At 35.5% G+C, this 17682-nt stretch carries 13 protein-coding genes and 1 pseudogene; 10 read left to right on the forward strand and 4 right to left on the reverse strand.

Going from position 1 to position 17682, the window contains the following annotated elements; all coding sequences use genetic code 11:
• Positions 1-198: 198 nt before the first annotated feature.
• Together C8270_RS06945 and C8270_RS19865 are read left to right on the forward strand one after the other, a co-directional pair.
• Positions 199-4689: an S-layer homology domain-containing protein gene (locus tag C8270_RS06945; protein ID WP_106496137.1), complete on the forward strand. Its 4491-nt coding sequence runs from the start codon at positions 199-201 to the stop codon at positions 4687-4689.
• A gap of 229 nt (positions 4690-4918) precedes the next feature.
• Positions 4919-5065: a hypothetical protein gene (locus C8270_RS19865; RefSeq protein ID WP_158701637.1), complete on the forward strand. Its 147-nt coding sequence runs from the start codon at positions 4919-4921 to the stop codon at positions 5063-5065.
• Between the two features lie 570 nt (positions 5066-5635).
• On the opposite strand, the gene C8270_RS06950 is transcribed toward C8270_RS19865, so the two are convergent.
• Together C8270_RS06950 and C8270_RS06955 are read right to left on the reverse strand one after the other, a co-directional pair.
• Entirely contained in the window at positions 5636-5896 is a 261-nt protein-coding gene (locus C8270_RS06950) for a DUF1413 domain-containing protein (RefSeq protein WP_199794652.1), read from the reverse strand.
• A 624-nt stretch (positions 5897-6520) separates the two neighbouring features.
• Positions 6521-7321: a hypothetical protein gene (locus tag C8270_RS06955; RefSeq protein ID WP_234028503.1), complete on the reverse strand. Its 801-nt coding sequence runs from the start codon at positions 7319-7321 to the stop codon at positions 6521-6523.
• Between the two features lie 691 nt (positions 7322-8012).
• Here C8270_RS06955 and C8270_RS06960 point away from each other — a divergent pair.
• Both C8270_RS06960 and C8270_RS06965 read left to right on the forward strand, forming a co-directional pair.
• A complete protein-coding gene (locus C8270_RS06960; RefSeq protein ID WP_106496140.1) occupies positions 8013-8606 on the forward strand; it encodes a hypothetical protein in 594 nt (197 codons plus the stop codon).
• A 192-nt stretch (positions 8607-8798) separates the two neighbouring features.
• Complete coding sequence (locus C8270_RS06965; protein WP_106496141.1) at positions 8799-9086, forward strand: hypothetical protein; 288 nt, start codon at positions 8799-8801, stop codon at positions 9084-9086.
• 945 nt (positions 9087-10031) lie between these two features.
• Here the strand turns inward: C8270_RS06965 and C8270_RS06970 are convergent.
• Positions 10032-11438, reverse strand: a pseudogene (locus C8270_RS06970) (IS4 family transposase).
• A 777-nt stretch (positions 11439-12215) separates the two neighbouring features.
• Here C8270_RS06970 and C8270_RS06975 point away from each other — a divergent pair.
• Positions 12216-12809: a hypothetical protein gene (locus C8270_RS06975; RefSeq protein ID WP_106496142.1), complete on the forward strand. Its 594-nt coding sequence runs from the start codon at positions 12216-12218 to the stop codon at positions 12807-12809.
• 108 nt (positions 12810-12917) lie between these two features.
• Here the strand turns inward: C8270_RS06975 and C8270_RS06980 are convergent, their stop codons facing one another.
• Entirely contained in the window at positions 12918-13919 is a 1002-nt protein-coding gene (locus tag C8270_RS06980) for a ComEC/Rec2 family competence protein (protein WP_199794653.1), read from the reverse strand.
• 269 nt (positions 13920-14188) lie between these two features.
• Between C8270_RS06980 and C8270_RS20630 the strand changes: the two genes are divergently transcribed.
• From C8270_RS20630 to C8270_RS07000, 5 genes are all read left to right on the forward strand, one after another.
• Positions 14189-14323 (forward strand): hypothetical protein, encoded by a 135-nt coding sequence (locus tag C8270_RS20630; RefSeq protein ID WP_267894832.1) that lies wholly within the window; start codon positions 14189-14191, stop codon positions 14321-14323.
• Between the two features lie 17 nt (positions 14324-14340).
• The gene (locus C8270_RS06985; RefSeq protein ID WP_325034734.1) at positions 14341-15093 is read left to right on the forward strand and encodes a transposase; all 753 of its coding nucleotides are present in this window, start codon (positions 14341-14343) and stop codon (positions 15091-15093) included.
• Between the two features lie 674 nt (positions 15094-15767).
• Entirely contained in the window at positions 15768-15971 is a 204-nt protein-coding gene (locus C8270_RS06990) for a hypothetical protein (RefSeq protein WP_106496143.1), read from the forward strand.
• A gap of 367 nt (positions 15972-16338) precedes the next feature.
• Complete coding sequence (locus tag C8270_RS06995) at positions 16339-16695, forward strand: helix-turn-helix domain-containing protein (protein WP_106496144.1); 357 nt, start codon at positions 16339-16341, stop codon at positions 16693-16695.
• Positions 16646-17527, forward strand: coding sequence for an ImmA/IrrE family metallo-endopeptidase (locus C8270_RS07000; protein ID WP_158701639.1), 882 nt, complete (start codon positions 16646-16648; stop codon positions 17525-17527). Before C8270_RS06995 ends, C8270_RS07000 begins: the two co-directional genes overlap by 50 nt.
• Positions 17528-17682 lie beyond the last annotated feature (155 nt).

A 17682-nucleotide genomic window follows, 5' to 3' on the forward strand; every position in this document is an offset into this window, starting at 1 on the left:
GATGTTGCTTTTGGATTAAATGATGCAGGATAATTTGATCTAGTTGTCATAAATGGCCTGTCCTCAAAGTAAAAAAGCGATAATGTGCTAAAATACCTATTTTATTTTTTGGAATATAGTCAAAAAGTATTACATATTTTACAAATTTAGGGTATAATTTAGGGGATTAAAAATACTAAAATAATAGGAGGAAGAATTTTGTCAAAAAATAAAATAAAATACAAAAAGTTATTAGCATCGACAGTGTCTGTTGCTGTTGCTGTAGGTACTCCGGCAATTGGTTCAGTTAGTGCTGAGACATCGAGTGGGTATTCTGATTTAAAATCAGGAGATCAAGGCTTTAATGAAGTAAAGTCGTTAGTCGAACAAGGAATTATTCATGGGTATGAAGATGGTAACTTTGTTCCATATGCAGACATATCCCGTCAGCATGTTGCGGTAATGTTAACGGAGGCATTAGATTTACCTATTCCGAATAATATTTCTGAAATTCTATCTATCTATGATGATGTGGATGAAAATCACATGTATGCTGGACAGATAGCTGCTGTAACAGAGGCAAATATTTTTAAGGGGAATAATGGTAGTTTCTTGCCAGATGAACCAATAAAACGAGACCAAATGGCTACTGTTTTAGTCCAAGCATATGGATTGCCAGCTACTCATACGGATGTGGATTTTACGGATTTAAACAAAATTGATAATTCTCATCGCGAGAACGTTAAAATTTTAGCACAACATAATATTACAATGGGGAAACAAAATGAGGATGGATCTCGTTACTACGATGGTACCGATAATTTAAAACGTGTCCAATTTGCTATTTTCCTAGATAAGATGATGGAACAAGATAAGACTTTAGGTGTAATTACTGATGTATCAGATAATACAATTACCATTGACGGCCAAAAATATGAGGTTTCTGAACAGTTAACGAGTATTTTAACGAATGAAGCGCTAATTGATTCATATATCCAATTTGAAGTATCAGGAGATAAGTTAACTGAAATTACATACTTAGACATTCGAAATAATGGAACAGCATCTGATTCACTAATGATTGACGGTCAGGACGCAACCATTAATGGGCATGTAATTGTATCTGGTGATTACATATCTCTAGAAAATATAACTATACAGGAAGACCTAGTATTAGGAGATGCCGAAGATAGTAGTTTCTTTGCCAATCATATAACTGTCAATGGTCATACGATTATCAGTAGTGATGAACAAAAAACAACTATCCTTAGTTCACGTTCCATTGCAGCTAATCTATCGAAAAATGAACTGGAGTTTAAAGATGCAGAATTAAATAAGGTAGACATTGGCCTTAAAAACAGCAACATACAGTTCACAGGGACCACTAACGTAAATGAAATGAATATCCATAGTGATTCAACTGTTACGCTAGGGCTTAACGTAAAATTAAAAGAGGTATTTATACCAGAAGGCTCTGATATCAGTGAAGTTATTACAAACTTCAACAACGTAAAAAATAATATCGGGACAATAAATGGTAAGGATAACCAAGGTGATTCAAATACTGGAGGCGGTACTAGTGTGCCACCTGCGCCAATTACACCGCCGAGCAATAATAGCGGAGAAATAACGTTAAATCAATTGTCTTTATCAGACGATGTGTTCCTTCAAGGAAGCGATGAGCAATTAGTAATACGAATTCAAGCAGATGCTGAAGATAACAATGGCAATTACTCCATTGAACTCTGGAATGATGGTGAAAAACAAGAAACATTGTTAGACGATGGAAATGTTGATAATGGGGACGATATTAGTAATGATGGTACGTATAGTGCTTCTTTGGATCTAAGTGACTATGATACAGGTAAATATAACTTTAAAATTGTTTCCAAAAGTAATGGGCAAGTTAAGTCTGAAAGTGAAGAATTTATCATTTACATTGTTGAGCCACTAACTGCTGAACAGGTAAAAGAAATTACAACACTTTCTAGTGAGATGTCGGATGTTGGTAATGATATAGTTGCTAATGCTGAGAGCGTGGATTCGGCAAAAGAGGATATCGTTAAGGCTTATTCAGAAAACGAAAGTGTAGCAGAAGCAGATTCATCAGAATCGAATGGTGTTTGGTATGCATCAACTAACGGAACTTTGGGTGGTTATGCAGTTATCGATGATGCGGAGAACAATAGTTCGGATTCTGAATCTACAACAGCTTCATTGTCATCCTTTTCTACGGATCAATCAAGTCATCTCGCTTCTGCATCTGAACAGGAATACATTGGGAATAATAAGGTGTTAATGATTTCCCCATTTGCAGATGTTGAAGGAGATATGAATCTGCCGAATGCAGATATAAATAGTATCGAATCAAACCTTACTGATAATGGGTTCACAGTAAAAAATGTACCAGGAACAATTGATGAATTGAAAGAAATACCAGAGTATGGAGTGGTAGTGTGGAATACGCATGGAACAACATTATTTGGTAAGGAATTAAAAGGGGAATCATTCAATAACTTAGACGATATTTTTCTTGAAAATGCGGAGAAAGCTGTATTATTAACTTCACAGGAAGTAAGTGACGAAAAAAATGAAGAATATCAAAAAGATTTAAAACAAGGCAAGATCGTGACAGTGAATGGTTATTATGCCATTACACCTGCGTTTGCTAAGAAATACTGGAGAGACATGGCAAATACAGCCTTTATTAATGCAAGTGCTTATAGTTCAGCAAATGATTCGCTATCAAAGGTTTTGGAGAAGAATGGTGTAAAAACGTATCTAGGATTTAATGGGAGTAAAGTAAATACGGGGTTAGTAAGTGACTTCATTACGGAATTATTAGCAGGTAGTACGACTGGACAGGCATTTAGTCAAATTGAAAATGAAGATGTAACGTTATCAGGTAGTGAAAATTTATCAATCAATTTAAGTGGCTTGGATAATGGTTCCTTTGAAACTGGTACAACAGCTGGTTGGTATGGAAATGGCGATGTACGAGTGATATCGAAGTTAGGGGAAGAAAATGAAGATGGAGTTGAATTAAAACCAACTAATGGAGATTACATGGCTATAGTTAGTACTGGCTTAGGTTCGCTTGATAATGATTCAGATAGTTGGATTGAACGTACATTTGAGATACCAGAAGATGCAAATGCACTTCAATTTGATTATAACGTCGTATCTGAAGAACCAATGGAGTTTATCGGTTCACAGTTTAATGATCAATTTAAGGCAACAATAGAAACAAAAGAAGGAGAATTTACGCTTGCAAACGAATCTGTTAATGAAAGTGATTGGGTTCAACAAGTGAATGTAGACCTTCCGGGTGGAGACAAAACAGCATTTGCTACCGATTGGAAAAAAGTAACGTATGATGTTGAAGCATACCAAGGGGAAACAGTAACCTTGAAATTCCATACTTGGGATGAAGGCGATAGCATTTATGATACAGCTGTTTTATTAGATAACATTCAATTTAATGACTCTACATTTGAATCGTTAGAAGTAACTGGTGACGATAAGTTGTATTTTGGGAGCAATACGAACTTCTTAAATGCTGAATTTAAGGATCAATATGGTTCGGTATTGACTACAAATAACATAGCAATTGAATGGAGTCTTGCAGAAGATGTTGAAGGAATTAGCATTAACGCTGAAACTGGAGATATAACAGTCGATGGAGAAGTAGAACCTGGAACTGAAGTAACTGTTGTGGCAACATCTGATGAGTTGAAAGCTGAGAAAAAACTTGCTGTCGTAGAGGGGATCTTTGCCGAAAGTGTCTCAGCAGAAAATAATGATATATCTTTAGTTAACGTTACCTTCCCTGAAGGTGCTAATCTATCAGAAGAGGATTTACTAGGATCTGAGATCACGTTTGATGCTTCATTAGATTCTTCAGTAGTCATAGAGGCAGAATATAAGTCTATTGACGGTAACACGGCATTGTATGAAGTAAAAGGTGATGAATATTTAGTACCTGGTTTTCCATATGGGCTTTCATCGGATACATTGGTATTCTCGAAAGATTATACGGTGACGCTTGAAGCTGTGCAAGAAGAGCAGGATGATGTATCAGTCTTGACTCTGGATAATATTGAAAAGGGTTATGTAGTTGTTGGGGAGGATTTACTTGCAACAAGCCTAATGGATGGTTCGATTTATCTTGCTCCAAAAGGGGAGGATTACACTACCGGAACAAAGGTTGAAGCAACTGCGGGAGAACAGGTTCAACTAAATACGAATGATCTAGTTTCTGGTACGTATGAGGTCACGTTTGAATCTGACAATGGTGATCTAGAAGAACACGGTCCCGTTTATATCATTGAACCTACCGAAATTATAAAATTTGGTACTGGTGATGAAGTTTTAGAGGTTGATTCAGACGATTATCAAGTAACTGCTGCAGATGGAATCAAGGTAAATGAAGTGCTAGAAGGATTAACTGGAGCAGAAACCTCTAGCATAATCATTCAAGAATTTGATGGATCTGCCTGGCAAGACTTAGATCCATCATCAGAAGCTGAATTAGTTGAAACAGAAGCGACACCTGCAGAAGGGAATCATCGAATCCTTGTAACTTCAGAAGAAGCAGATGAGCAAGTTTATGAAATTATTATTTCGGAGACTTCAGAAGAGACTGTGGCATCAACGTTAACAATAGGAGATACTTTTAATCTTCAAAATGGCGTCGTAGAAATTATATAAAGTGCCTATCACTTCCCGAAATATGTCGAACGAAAATTCTTTATAAAGAAGCCCTGTGGAGAGAAATAAATCTCTGCAGGTCTTTTTTTTCTATCATATAAAAGGCCACAAGCGTGGTACCCCTTATTTACTATCTGATACCTTAATCAACACTTCCTCCCGATGGATAAATTTCTACTTGAAAGCACACCAATGGGCATTATATATAAAGTGTATGACTTAATATTAGGTGCCAGGTACCGACACAACTTCAGACAATTTAGTTTTAGAAGGTGAAAAGAAAAGCTTTATGGGGAGAGGACTCTTTGCTTGGTATGAGGAAAAGTATGAAAAGTTAGAATGGCTGCGGGCAACTGATGAAGATATAGCTCAATAAATGCTAAAGTGAAACACGGGGATGGTTTTATCGTTTCACTAAGGAGGTCCTGTGGAGAGAAATCTTCAAAATTTTGTTGAACGTTTGTTCTTGATATGAAGGAAGAGTAAAATCTCTGCAGGTCTTTTTTTCCGGCTCTTAACCAAAATCTATGGTTGACGAACTCAAGTATGCATATAAGTCCAGTTACACTCGAATATCGGGGTCAGACCCCCACTGCTTTAAAGACGGTTCTTTTGGCACGTATGATAATGTAACACGTCAACAAGTAGCTGTAATGCTTGCTGGAGCATTAGATAATTTCTCTTATTTTGGATGGAAATTACCCTACCTATGTCTAATAGATAGGGTGATTTTAGTGATTAAATTAAATTGGTGTAATTCCTAGTTGGTTTTGGTTATTGGTTATTCTGATTAACTTCTCGTTGGCAATCTTTACAAATTCCATTATGGAAATCTGGCTTAGTTGAATTATGATAAAACTGATCTAACTTCTTTGTTTTATTACATCTGTAACAAACCTTCTTTAACATCTTTGGCAATTTGTTTACCTTCTTTCATATCCATCTCTCATTTTCCCCTTGTTTTATATTTTTGTTGGTTTTGGGGCGTTTTTTCTGTGGGCTCTATAATGGCCGTATTTTCATTTCTTGAATAGGATAAAAACATACTGCCAAGCTTTGTACGATCGCCTTTTGTAATCCGGTTCCATTCAAACCCCCTAAAAAGATCTTTCAACACGAATTCTCCATCATCATTATTAAGCTCCTTTAGTGCTCCAACGGCATGATTTAGTAGTTCATTTAAAGATGTGTTCGAATCAATTGTCACTTCACTCATCCTTTCATGAAGATTTGTTAATGGCTGTTAGCTAATACCTAATGGCTATTAGCTAACAGCCATTAAAAGAATACTACCATACTAAATAAGAAAACACAAACACAAATTAAAAGTACCCTATAGAGTAGACACTTTAAAAAAACTACTTTACAGGGTACTTTTATGTATAATAGTAAAATACACAACTTAGAATGGGGAAGCTACAGTGAGTAACAAATTATTTACAGAAAAAGAAATTAAGATATTATCACGTAATCCATATGTTAAATCGGTTAGTGGTAAAGGGATTACTTATTCAGGGTACTTGGGGTCAGACCCCATGGGAGTATTGGGGTCATTCCCTCACTGCTATAAAGCGCTAAAGTGCTGCTAGATAGAAAGTCCAGTGGAGATAATATTCTCTGCAGGTCTTTTCTTTTTCTTTCATTTTTATAAAGGGAAGTGAAGCCCCATCATTTTGTTTATATGGGGAATTACACTTGCTATCTGTATTGTATTTGCTATTCACGTATATACTACAGAAGAGTGTGTCACAAAGTCATTTGCTCCCTGTTCCCTTATCCTTTTACTGATTATGGCATTTTCTCTACCTAAAAATGCCACACAAATTGATGATCAATTTTCTGAATTGCCAATGAAGGCGCCCAATCTCCATTGATTCCATTGATTCTTCCTTTTAATTCTCCCGGGTACAACACAATAATCGGTGATTACAGTGTTCATTCCATCAAACGTGATGGGCAAGCTTTTCTTATTATTGATTACATAGTTTGCAATCCATCTTCTCGCTTCTTGTATCCCACCCAAATTGTTATTTAGCGGTTCCTTTTTGCCATTATGTACGTATTCGACCACGTAAGGTTTAATATTCCTGCTACCCGTAATAATAAAATATAATTCATCTACCTTATTTACATGGCTAATGATTTGTTTAGGCATTCCGGAAGATCTTCGTTTAGATTTAAAGTTTCTAGTGACCATTAGAAACTGATTGATTAAATAGCTTTGAATATTATCGCCATTCTTATTTGTCTCCTTTAACGCATTTATAACATCAGACCACTTCAATCGTAAAACCTTGTGGCCCTCCCCCAAAAGTGTTTGATGAGCTGCTAATTGTGATTCATCTAGTACCCCTCTAATTTTAAATTCAAATAAAATGTTAAAGTTTTCTCCACAAATCCATGCATCAGGAATCGATCCGGAATTATCTTCGTATTTGTTTCGCTCGTCTAATGCATGTTGAAATGGAGCAATTCCAATAATATATTCGTACCTTTTATGTTCTTGTGGACAGTATTTTTTCCTCGTACTTATGTGTAAATTCTTAAATTTAAATTTGCATGCTTCTTTAGGTATTAGGGTCTCTAAAAATTCTTCTGTTAAATCATAGTCATGTAACGATAAAATACTCATGAGAATGTTAGTGTAATGATCTTCCTCTTGGGCTTGATATTGAAAGATATTAATTTTTAATCTCCTCCATTCTATTGATATAACGAGAGGCTAATTTTCAGCATAATTTATATAAAAATTGAAAGCCCACCCAAGGTATTTTTTCTGAACTTTTTATGTAACTTTATATTAACACCAAAATCCGATTAACTCATGGATTTTGGATAATATGTTTTCTTGGAATGAAGATCATTGTTATGTCGAATGAGAGTTTGACATGAGAACTGATACAGAGAGACCTCAGTAAGGTCTATAAATGCTAATCTAAGAATGTACAAAAATGATTGTTTAAAAATGTACAGTTTGGATGAATAACTGCATAATATTCTTGAGGAGAATATTGTGTACATCCAAGTAAATATAAACACAGATTTAGTAATTTCATTCTCCGTGCCTGTTACTTGTCGACTAATGCATCAGACTACACCCAGAGGGAACCGGATATGTCCAGTTCCCCCTTTAATCTTTTTAAGAATGAAGTCCTATGGAGGAAAATCCCGTAGGGCATTATGAAACTATTGAATATATTACTAGGTTTATTAGTCTGACTTTATGGGTGGACCAGTCTATCTGTCCCATGGTCCCCTTCCCGACATTACCCTGATATAGTATAATAGACCCAATTATATTTAATTGTATTGGGGCGATTTTTATGTATAACTCAGACTTTTACAACAATATGTTTGCAAATGACAATTTGTTTTCTCCGTTACCTGAAACATTACAGGTAAAAGAGAATGTTCTGGGGGGGATTTCACTTACAACAGGAAATGGTACGACAGTTATGGAGGGTATGCCAGATGTAACTGGTGGGATGAACGCCATGTTTGCAAATGGAGAAACGGCGACGATTAAAGATAATATTTATGGTGGCACAACAGTAGACATGACTGGTGTGGAAAATGATATCGTTGGAAGACCAACAATTTTTGGTGGGGAGAGCTATACCCAGGGCGGTGAATATGTGGGGACATTAAGCCCAGATTTGTTAGGTGATGGCTATCAGTTTACAGCACCTACTGGAGAGACATTGCTTTCAACATCGACAAGCTTTGATGGCGGGACTCAACTTGATTTTAATTCGTTTGCGACAACAGAATTTGGAGAGACAACTGCTAGTGCGTTTGATGTTGGGGATGCCTTTTATGGTATCGATGCGATCAGTTCCCAGATTTCCGTTGCTGATTTTGGCTCGGGGAGTATTAGGGTCAGACCCCCACTGCCTTGGAAGCTTAATTTTGTTTGAGTTAATGTTTTTCTTGGAAGCTATACATATTCTCTTTTTTATTCGTAAATAAAGGGATGTTTAGAAACGTATTTCAAATAAATTGATAAAAATATTTCCTGTATTTTTTCTAATATTCCACAAGATATTCCTTCTGACTGTATATTAAATGATGATAACTCATATACTAGTAGTAGAGAGGAGTGAAATTAAATGAATAGATCAATAAACGAGATTGATAAAGACTTACTCGCCTTGTTACATAAAAAAGCTTGCAAAGAACGAGTTGCATCAGTTAGCCAAATTATTACAGAAGCATCTGTATATGGTTACGATGGGTTTGTTGTAAAAGATGCATTACAAGTTTTAGTAGATAATGATATGATTTCTCCATTTTTACAGACATTATCATATGGGACTAAAACACAGGATTTTGTCGTCAATCAAAAATTTGAATATTTGTTCAGCCAAGAAACTGTTTTAAAAATATCAAGGTTATAAATGTTGGGTCAGCCTCCCACTGCTTTAAAGCGTTAAATTGATAGATTGAAAGAAAAGTCCTGTGGAGATAAATTTCAGCAGGGTTTTCTTTTTTCTTTCCCAATAATTCCTAAATGAAAGGGCAGAAAATCTCGTTTTCAGTGTTCGTAATAATCTTAATGAACGTCTATAAGTGATCTAATAACAACTTTGATTACGATAATATATGTTGATATAATAAACAAGTATGATAAAAGGAAGAAAATGAAGTTTAAGTTTTTAATTTGCATTACCATATTGCCCTTATTCATTGTCGGATGTTCGGAAAATAATGAAAAAAAATCTCAGCCAATGATTCGACAAATAAAATAGAACAGGCTGCTGAACAGGGAAATGAAGATTATGAGCAAGGTATAACGGACCAAGAAGATACTCAGAAGGAAGGTAAAACAAAGAACTAACAACGAAAATAAAGGAAGAAGAGCGCGTCCTTGATGGACAAGTCTATACTCAAGATGGCACTGCAATAAGAACGCTACTGTTAGATGATGCCGTAAGCGATGAGGTGATATCAGATGTTAAATAGGGAGCAAATAATTCTAAAATTAAATAATATTATGGAACAATACGAAATATTGGTATTATCAAATGAAAAAAAGAAGATAAAATAGTTCATCAAGGTATGATATGTGCATATTGCAATGTTTTAAAGTTAGATTCACAAAGAATTATTTCATATATTGAAACTGGTAATAAAATTTGGAAGGAATTATTAAAGGACGCATATTAATTTGGGGAGTATTGGGAGACTTCCATTGCATTAAAGTGATAAAGTGCTGGTATGACAGGGAAATTCTGTAATGAGTAAATCTTTGCATGACTTTTTTCTTTTAATTATATAACTCAACTTTCGCACCCGAAAATTAGCCTTTAACCCTTGCTATACTTTGATTCAAACCAAACTAATTATGCTGCTTTTGCCTTAAATTCGTCATCATCAAGAAATGTCTTCTTTAAAAATTGAGGAAGACTATCAAATAGCTCATCGATTATGCATTGGACTTTTTCTTCTGAAAGCACCGGTTCCTTTGAAAGCGTTGATTTTAAGACGTCTATGACCATCATGAGTGCCTGAGCAAACCGAATATCTTCCATTTCATCGCAGCACAAATAAAAGAGCTGTCCAATCGTTTTTGGATCTTTCTCTTCTCGGGAACTTAGCGCAAGCATGATATAGCGTGTGAAGACAATCGTAGTATGGGAAACGAGTGCATCGTAATGACGTGACTGGCATTCTTTAGCCAACCGAAGATGGGATTTGGCGACCTTGAAAAAACACTCGATATCCCAGCGTTTCCCATAAAGACGAATAACTTCTTCTTCCGGCAAGTCAAGGTTTGTTGAAAGAAGAGCCAGCCACTTTTTGGACCGATTTCGATCCCGTACAAAAACAATTCGGGCTTGTATTTCATTGCCATTATCGTCCAGACCCAAGCTGACAACGATAGACGCAAGAATCTTAGCACGACCGCGTTTTTTCCGAACTTTTTTATAGAGTTGGTTTAAGGTATATTTCTCGCCTTCATGGGTGTAATAAACCCGGTGCATACTTTTGAGCATACAAATGACATGTAGCGGATAATCCGAAACAACACGCTTGATCACTTTAGGAAAGCCAAACCAGCTGTCAAACAACAGGGTTCTGGCACAAAGCTGTATCGGGTTGATTTCGTCTAAAAGGTCAAACATCGCTTCAGTCGATTTTTGCAGAGCTTCCTGACGACGTTTGTAACCAACAGTACGCTTGTCAATTTCCGAATTGATTCCCTGTAAGCGATTCTGACTCTTTTTAGAGCTTAGCAATGAGAAAGCTAATGGAATGAACGTATTCCCATCTGACCACCCAAGTGTAAGCATTCGGAAACCTTTAACAAACTGGCCTGTCGTATGATCATGCACGCGTGCAAGCAGTTCGACGGATTTACTACGGGCTCGACTATACAAGGAATCATCAAATATCAGGACACGTTCACGATCACTTGATACCAAAGACAACAGTTTAGACACAATTACATTTTTACTCAACAACACAAGGAATTTTCGCCAGTTATACTTTGGGTTGTTGAGGAAACGGTGGACTGTATCTTTTTTAGGGGCACCCTGTATGCGGTCGGAATCGAGGATGCGATAGAGGTTCTTGCCATGCAAGACAAGCGAAAAAATAAACTGGAGAAGAAACATTGGAGAAAATCCATCTTCTTTTCGTATATTCGCCTAATTAAGCAATGTCCCTAGTTTGTTTTCCTTGAAAAATCGTGAAATATAAGAATTAGCCTCGTTTTTTGGTTCAGAGTTTGGTAAAATAGTAGCCATAAATACATCCCTTTCTGGTTATGGTTGTGGTGACTATATTTTACCAAATTGGGATGTATTTTTGTGTGTTTTTTAATATTATTTCTGGGGAGATCCCAGTTATATCAAGAGATTATAAATGGTTTTTAGCTGCGAAAGTTGAGTTATATAATGAAAAATCGGGCAGCAAATGGAGATACCTTCTATGTATTAATCCGTTACCTCATTCAATACTTCTCCCCGCTCCTATTGCAATTTTTTTTCATGCTTTTAGATAAGGGAAGAATAATTAAATACCAGAACAGTTAAATAAAGCCTTTATGAATAAATTTTTACTTGAAAGCACACCAATGGGCATTATAAAGTGTTTACTCATCAGGCGATATTTTGTTGTGTGACAACATCTATTAGTAGTCAGGAAAATGTAGATGGAAAGTCAAAACAGTTTAGAGATTGAATTTCGCAATCCAATTTGAGCCACCTGAAATTAGCAGATTTCACAAACTTGGGTTAAACATTTTAGTCTAGTGTTGGCTTGACATGGAGCTTCTATGGGCATGACTTCTTTGCGAAAGCGTGCGGTAAGTAAGGATTTCGCACCCCTATTAGGGTATCATGCCCCCCTCTCCATATAAAGCCAGTAAAGTTTTGTGTAAGATTAAAATTCACATAATAACAGTGGCTTGAATTTAAGTTGCTACATACAGAGATGATTAAAGCGCCGCTGGTGGTAAAAAGTTATGTCATTACTGGTACATTTCAGTGGCCGTAACAATCACAAAATAAAGGAGGAATGTAATGAGGAATTTAAAGAATTATAATTTAACGTTATTATCTTTTGTGATAGTGAATTTATTGCTAGTAGGTTTGGATAATTATTTAGCCTTAAGTATGGATAAATTAAATCAAAAAACATTTATAAAATTGCTACCTTTGTCTTCAATCGTTATATTATCTACGATTATTTTAAATGGGGCTTTGTCAAGCAACTTAAAATATAAACTAGTTTTTTTAAAAGTTAAAAATCCCCTCCCTGCATCTCGATTATACGAAACACTAAATAATGATTACAGAGTGACAATCGATCAAATATCAGAAAAATATGGACCAATTCCAAAAGATCCAAAACAACAAAACATATATTGGTATCAAAAAATCTACAAACCAAATCAAGACTCAGAGAAAGTTTATGATATTCATAAAAAATTTTTGATGACAAGAGATATGACTGCTATTTGTTTTATGATTTTTATGTTTTCAATAGTATATACTTTATTTTCTGGTACTTGGTTACATATGGTTGTCATTTTTATTGAACTTTTAGTTATAAGAGAAGTTGCTGCCAATTATGGGAAACGTTTTGTTTGTACTGTTGTAGCAGAGTCTATTTAAAATATTATTTATTATTAAAAAGGTATTTTAAATAAGCAGGGTGCTGTTGATGTAAAAAGTCAATGATAAAGGTACCTTCTATACTAGCTGATAGGTACCTTTTTAAAATTATTTTATGTCCTGTAAATACCAACCTTTATAAATATCAGAATACCATGTATATGTTGTTCGTTGGTTCGCAAACTTTTGATTTGTTACATATACTGGCATATTTGGCTTATTAGCATCTACTACCATACAACCTGCTTGGTTATTAGTGATATATGGCAAACCACGATAATTCCAAGCATCATAAGCCAAGTTTTTTGATTCGGCATTTCCAAAAAAACTGAGCTTAGGCTTTAAAGTATCAAGAAAGGAATAATCTCTACTTGATTTTCTGCCATGGTGCGGGGCTATTAGTAGGTCGATTTCAGATACTTTACTTTCATGATTTTCTAAAATATGTTCCCATGTTTTATTATGGGCATCTCCACTAAATAACACTTTTCCCCCTTTTCCTTCATATAAGATAACATATGAACAATCATTATAATCATCACATCTATTGGCTTCTTCTACTAAATCTTTAGTTGGTGAAAGTATATAAAAAGCATCACCTGGTCTTGTATCATCCTCATTTTTGGTTCTATAAATATTGTCATCTCCTGAGAATAATGTTAATCGTTTCGGATCTGTTTGAGGGTTAGAGTCTCTAAGATTTTTGTAAAACTTCCAATCATCCTCACGGTATATTGTAGATCTTGAAAAATCCTTTTCAGCTTTATTATCAGTGTCATAAAAATTTGCAGGTTTAAACTCTTCAACTAAATCCTTTATTCCATCCATATGATCCATATCAGGGTGTGTTAGTACAAATCGAAAAATGGAATTAATATTATGGTTTCTTAAATATTGTATAGGATTTACAGGGTGAGCCTTTTGATTTAAATTCCCTGAGCCGGCGACACTTTCCATTCGTTCTATGATTTTCTCTTCTTTTCTAGCGTTACAAACATCTATAAGCGATATACGGCCTGTATTGTGTTCAATTATAGAACAATCTCCATTATTAACATTTAAAAAATGAATTATTCCCATTTTAAGTATCATTCCTTTCGCTGTTCTCAAGGCACAAAATTTAATGAAAGAACTCCCTCTCCCACCTAAAGTGGTATAATTAACTTGGATGAGCAGGCACACTACAGAGCACGGGGAGGGGAGTGGTGCAGTATGATTTGCACTGCCCGCATTTTAAGATGTGCCGTTTGCTATTTTCAAGTACAAATAAGTGTGCCAATGAGCACGAAAACTAATCCTTGCGTAAACAATTCCTGTTTATTATGTGGCAAACAGTCAATGCCTGCTTTATCCACTATAAACTTTGGAGGGATGTGTTTATGCTTAAGATTGTTCATCCTATTTGCTGTGGAATTAATGTCCACAAAAAGTTTGTTGTGGCAACAGTTGGTACAACCAATCGGGGGTTACAGAGTACCAAACCAAGCAATTCTCGACTTTTACAGAAGATCTAATCAATCTTCGGGATTGGTTGATATTCCAATCTTGCATCCATGTCTGTATGGAATCTACAGGCAAGTACTGGCATCTTGTGTTTAATGTTCTAGAACATGATTGTGATGTCATTATTGCTAACCCAAAATACGTAAAAGGTATTCGTGGGAAGAAAACAGATAAGAAAGCTAATAAAATGCGTGTATGCCTTGACCATGTAGATAGTATTGAAAAACACATTGCCGATATTGAATCGGTTGTTTTAAATTTAGCTCAACCCTACTTACCACAGGTTGAATTAATATTATCTTTGCCAGGCATAAAGGATATTTTTACAGCCATCGCTATTATTGGCGAAATTGGCGTTGATATGTCTGCATTTCTTTTCCAGAAACATATTTGTTCTTGGGCTGGACTTACACCACAAAACAACGAGAGTGCCGGTAAGAAAAAATCGGTTCGAGTATCACGAGCAGGCGTCTATATCAAACTTTTATTGGTTCAATGTGCTAATGCGGTAATCAGAAGTAAAGATTGTCTTTATTTCCGGTATCACCAGATCAAAAAAAGCCGTGGCCATAAAAAAGCGATTATTGCCATTGCCCATAAACTACTCATTTGTATTTACCATATGCTTGATAAAAATGAGCCGTTTGATGCCGAACTATACAATATAGATTCTAATCCAAAACCCAAAAACACTTATGCACCGCAAATTACAGAAGACATGGCAATTCGTTATCTAGAAACGCTTGGTTATCAAATCCCCGATAAGCACGTTAAGATTTAGAAGCAATATCTAACACTAAAAATTTATTTTTTCGATCCTATGGAAGGGTCTGCTTTTCTATGCACTCTTTTCTTAAACTCCAATTTTTACGTTCTTTCAAACTAAGTAACCTCCCAAGTTTAAATGAAATTATTATATCTATAATTCTATCATTTGAATCAATATCATAATAGCTCTTTTCAAATAAAAAGTTTGTAGAAATTAAAAATTATGTTTTTTATATCTATACAACTTGTCTTAGTTTTACGTTGATGTATTTTTGCCGCTAGTTTTGTTAGGTGCCTGCGCATTGTCATTTGTCGAGAGTTTTTTCTGGAGTGCTTGGGGTCTGACCGGGTCTGACCCCCACTGCTTTCATAAACATCGGGAGAAGAACCAATTGCTACAATGTATGATTTTAGAGGTGATAATAGCGGGTGTTGGCATCGGTGATTTACGTGGAATTTTCAAGCAATTAAAAATATGAAGTGAATATAAATATGTAACAAACTTTCCAACGAGAGGCGGGAGAAAGATTAATCCAACAAATAGAAAGTCCTACTGTTGGGACTGTAGCGATCGTAAGCATGAGAGGATACTCAGTTCCATTATGTATCATTGGGAGGTTGGCGGGATAATCCATTTATAATAAGCGAAATGATACACTCAAGAAAAATATAGGGGGTGTTGGATAGATGGATAAAGTTAAGGAAGGGTTTGAGCGATGGCATGTCGAGCGTATGAAAGAGGAAATGAAAGAACTAATAGAATTTGCTTTACAAGATGGAGTTCCTGCACGATTTATTGAACGTATTATTAAAAGGTGCAATTTTAGCAAGGAAGAAGTGAAAAAAATTTATGAAGGTATAAATGATAGACGGATGAAATCAAACACCTAACAGGCCTGCATATTTAAGTGTTTGATGGTTATAATTTGAAAAGGAATGCACATCTGGTTAGACGATAAAACTGTAATAACACTTATTAAAAGGATTAAGAAATTCGATAAGCGTATTGGAATGAATACATAAAATAGTTATATACCATTGGGCGGATTGCTACAGACTCAGGAATGAAACCGATTGGATGTGATAGGAATGCATTGCAATTTATTTACAGGAAGTTACGCTTAACAATATGTATGCAACGAAATAATGAGGCATATTAGGTATACGTATACACAAAAAGACGAAGATGTTGTATACTGTTAGTGGAGAGAAAATAAAACGATAACGTGAATAAAATACATTATAAGAGGTGAAGAACATGAGCGTTAGTTCAGTAGTTGCAGTTTATGTCAGTAACTGGTTAAAACAACATAAAAAATCATATCAATGGTTAGCGGATGAGTTAGGAGTAAGCAAGTCTTTAGTTCAGCACATGATTAATGGGGATAGAACATTTACTTCCGAACGTATTTTCCAAGTATCGGAAGTGCTTGATGTTTCTGTAGATGAATTAATAGACAAGAAAAGTCCATCAAAGGAGTATACAGTCCAATTGAGAGGAAAGATTACTACCAGAGAAGGAGAAAGCGCATTGCAAAATGTTATCTTCTCATGTTTTAAAGATGATGAAATTTATTACGCAAATGAAATCTTCAACAAAGGAATCAAAGGTTGACGTTATGAGTAGTCAAAAGGTAAATCACGCTGATCGTATTGGAGAAGCTTTTGCTCTACAGGTATTAAGTGAACATTTTGGAACCGAAACCTTTATTGGTTCAAGTATAGAGTTAAAAGTGGAAGAACTGGCCTCCATCGTATACAAAGAAATAAGGGATCCTGACTTTTTTGGTGCAACTATCACACTAAAACGTGACAACAGAAAATACGTATTGCTAAACACATCTCAAACTCTGAGACATAGATATTTTACTGCTGCACATGAGTTCTGGCATGTGCTAAATATAAACTCAATGATAAAGGATGATATCGATCCTGAAAGAGCGGCTGACAGATTTGCAGCAGCACTAATGCTACCAGAGTCTCTTGTCCGTTCCTTAATCCGTTCTTTACAAGAAGATGATAAAAAGGAGCAGGAAGAGAAAAAAATAGTCATTCGTATATCAGACATATCTTCAGCTCCATATGTGGCGGTAGTCAAAAGATTAGTAGAGTTAAAACTAACAGATAATAAAGGACTAGCAGAACTTTCAGATAAAGATTGGACTGAAATACGGCGAGAGTTAAATATTGTAGAAAGTCCGTTGGATCAACCACAACGTATTAATCGTTTTACTGACTATGAGGAACGAATTGCTCAAGAAGTTCAGGACGATAATTTAAACTTTATAGAAGCCTCAAAGAGATTAGCAACCGTATCGCCGGAAAAGTCCGCAGAATATGCCCAACTGCGAGCGGCAGAGGTTGAAAAGGTCATGGATGAAATTGAAAATGATGAGGATGATGATTTCCTCGATGCACTATTTGAAACAAGGAGAACTAAAAAATGACGGTGCGCAGGGGGAAGGTTATCGTCGATACAAATTTGCTTATGCAAGCCTAGGGTTTCAAAAAACATGATATTTTTGACTGGATAGACCATGTATATGAAAATATTTATATTCACATCGAAGTAGTCAATGAGTTTAAGGTAGAAGCTGAAAGA

The sequence above is a fragment of the Lentibacillus sp. Marseille-P4043 genome, assembly GCF_900258515.1.
Taxonomy (GTDB): domain Bacteria; phylum Bacillota; class Bacilli; order Bacillales; family Amphibacillaceae; genus Lentibacillus_C.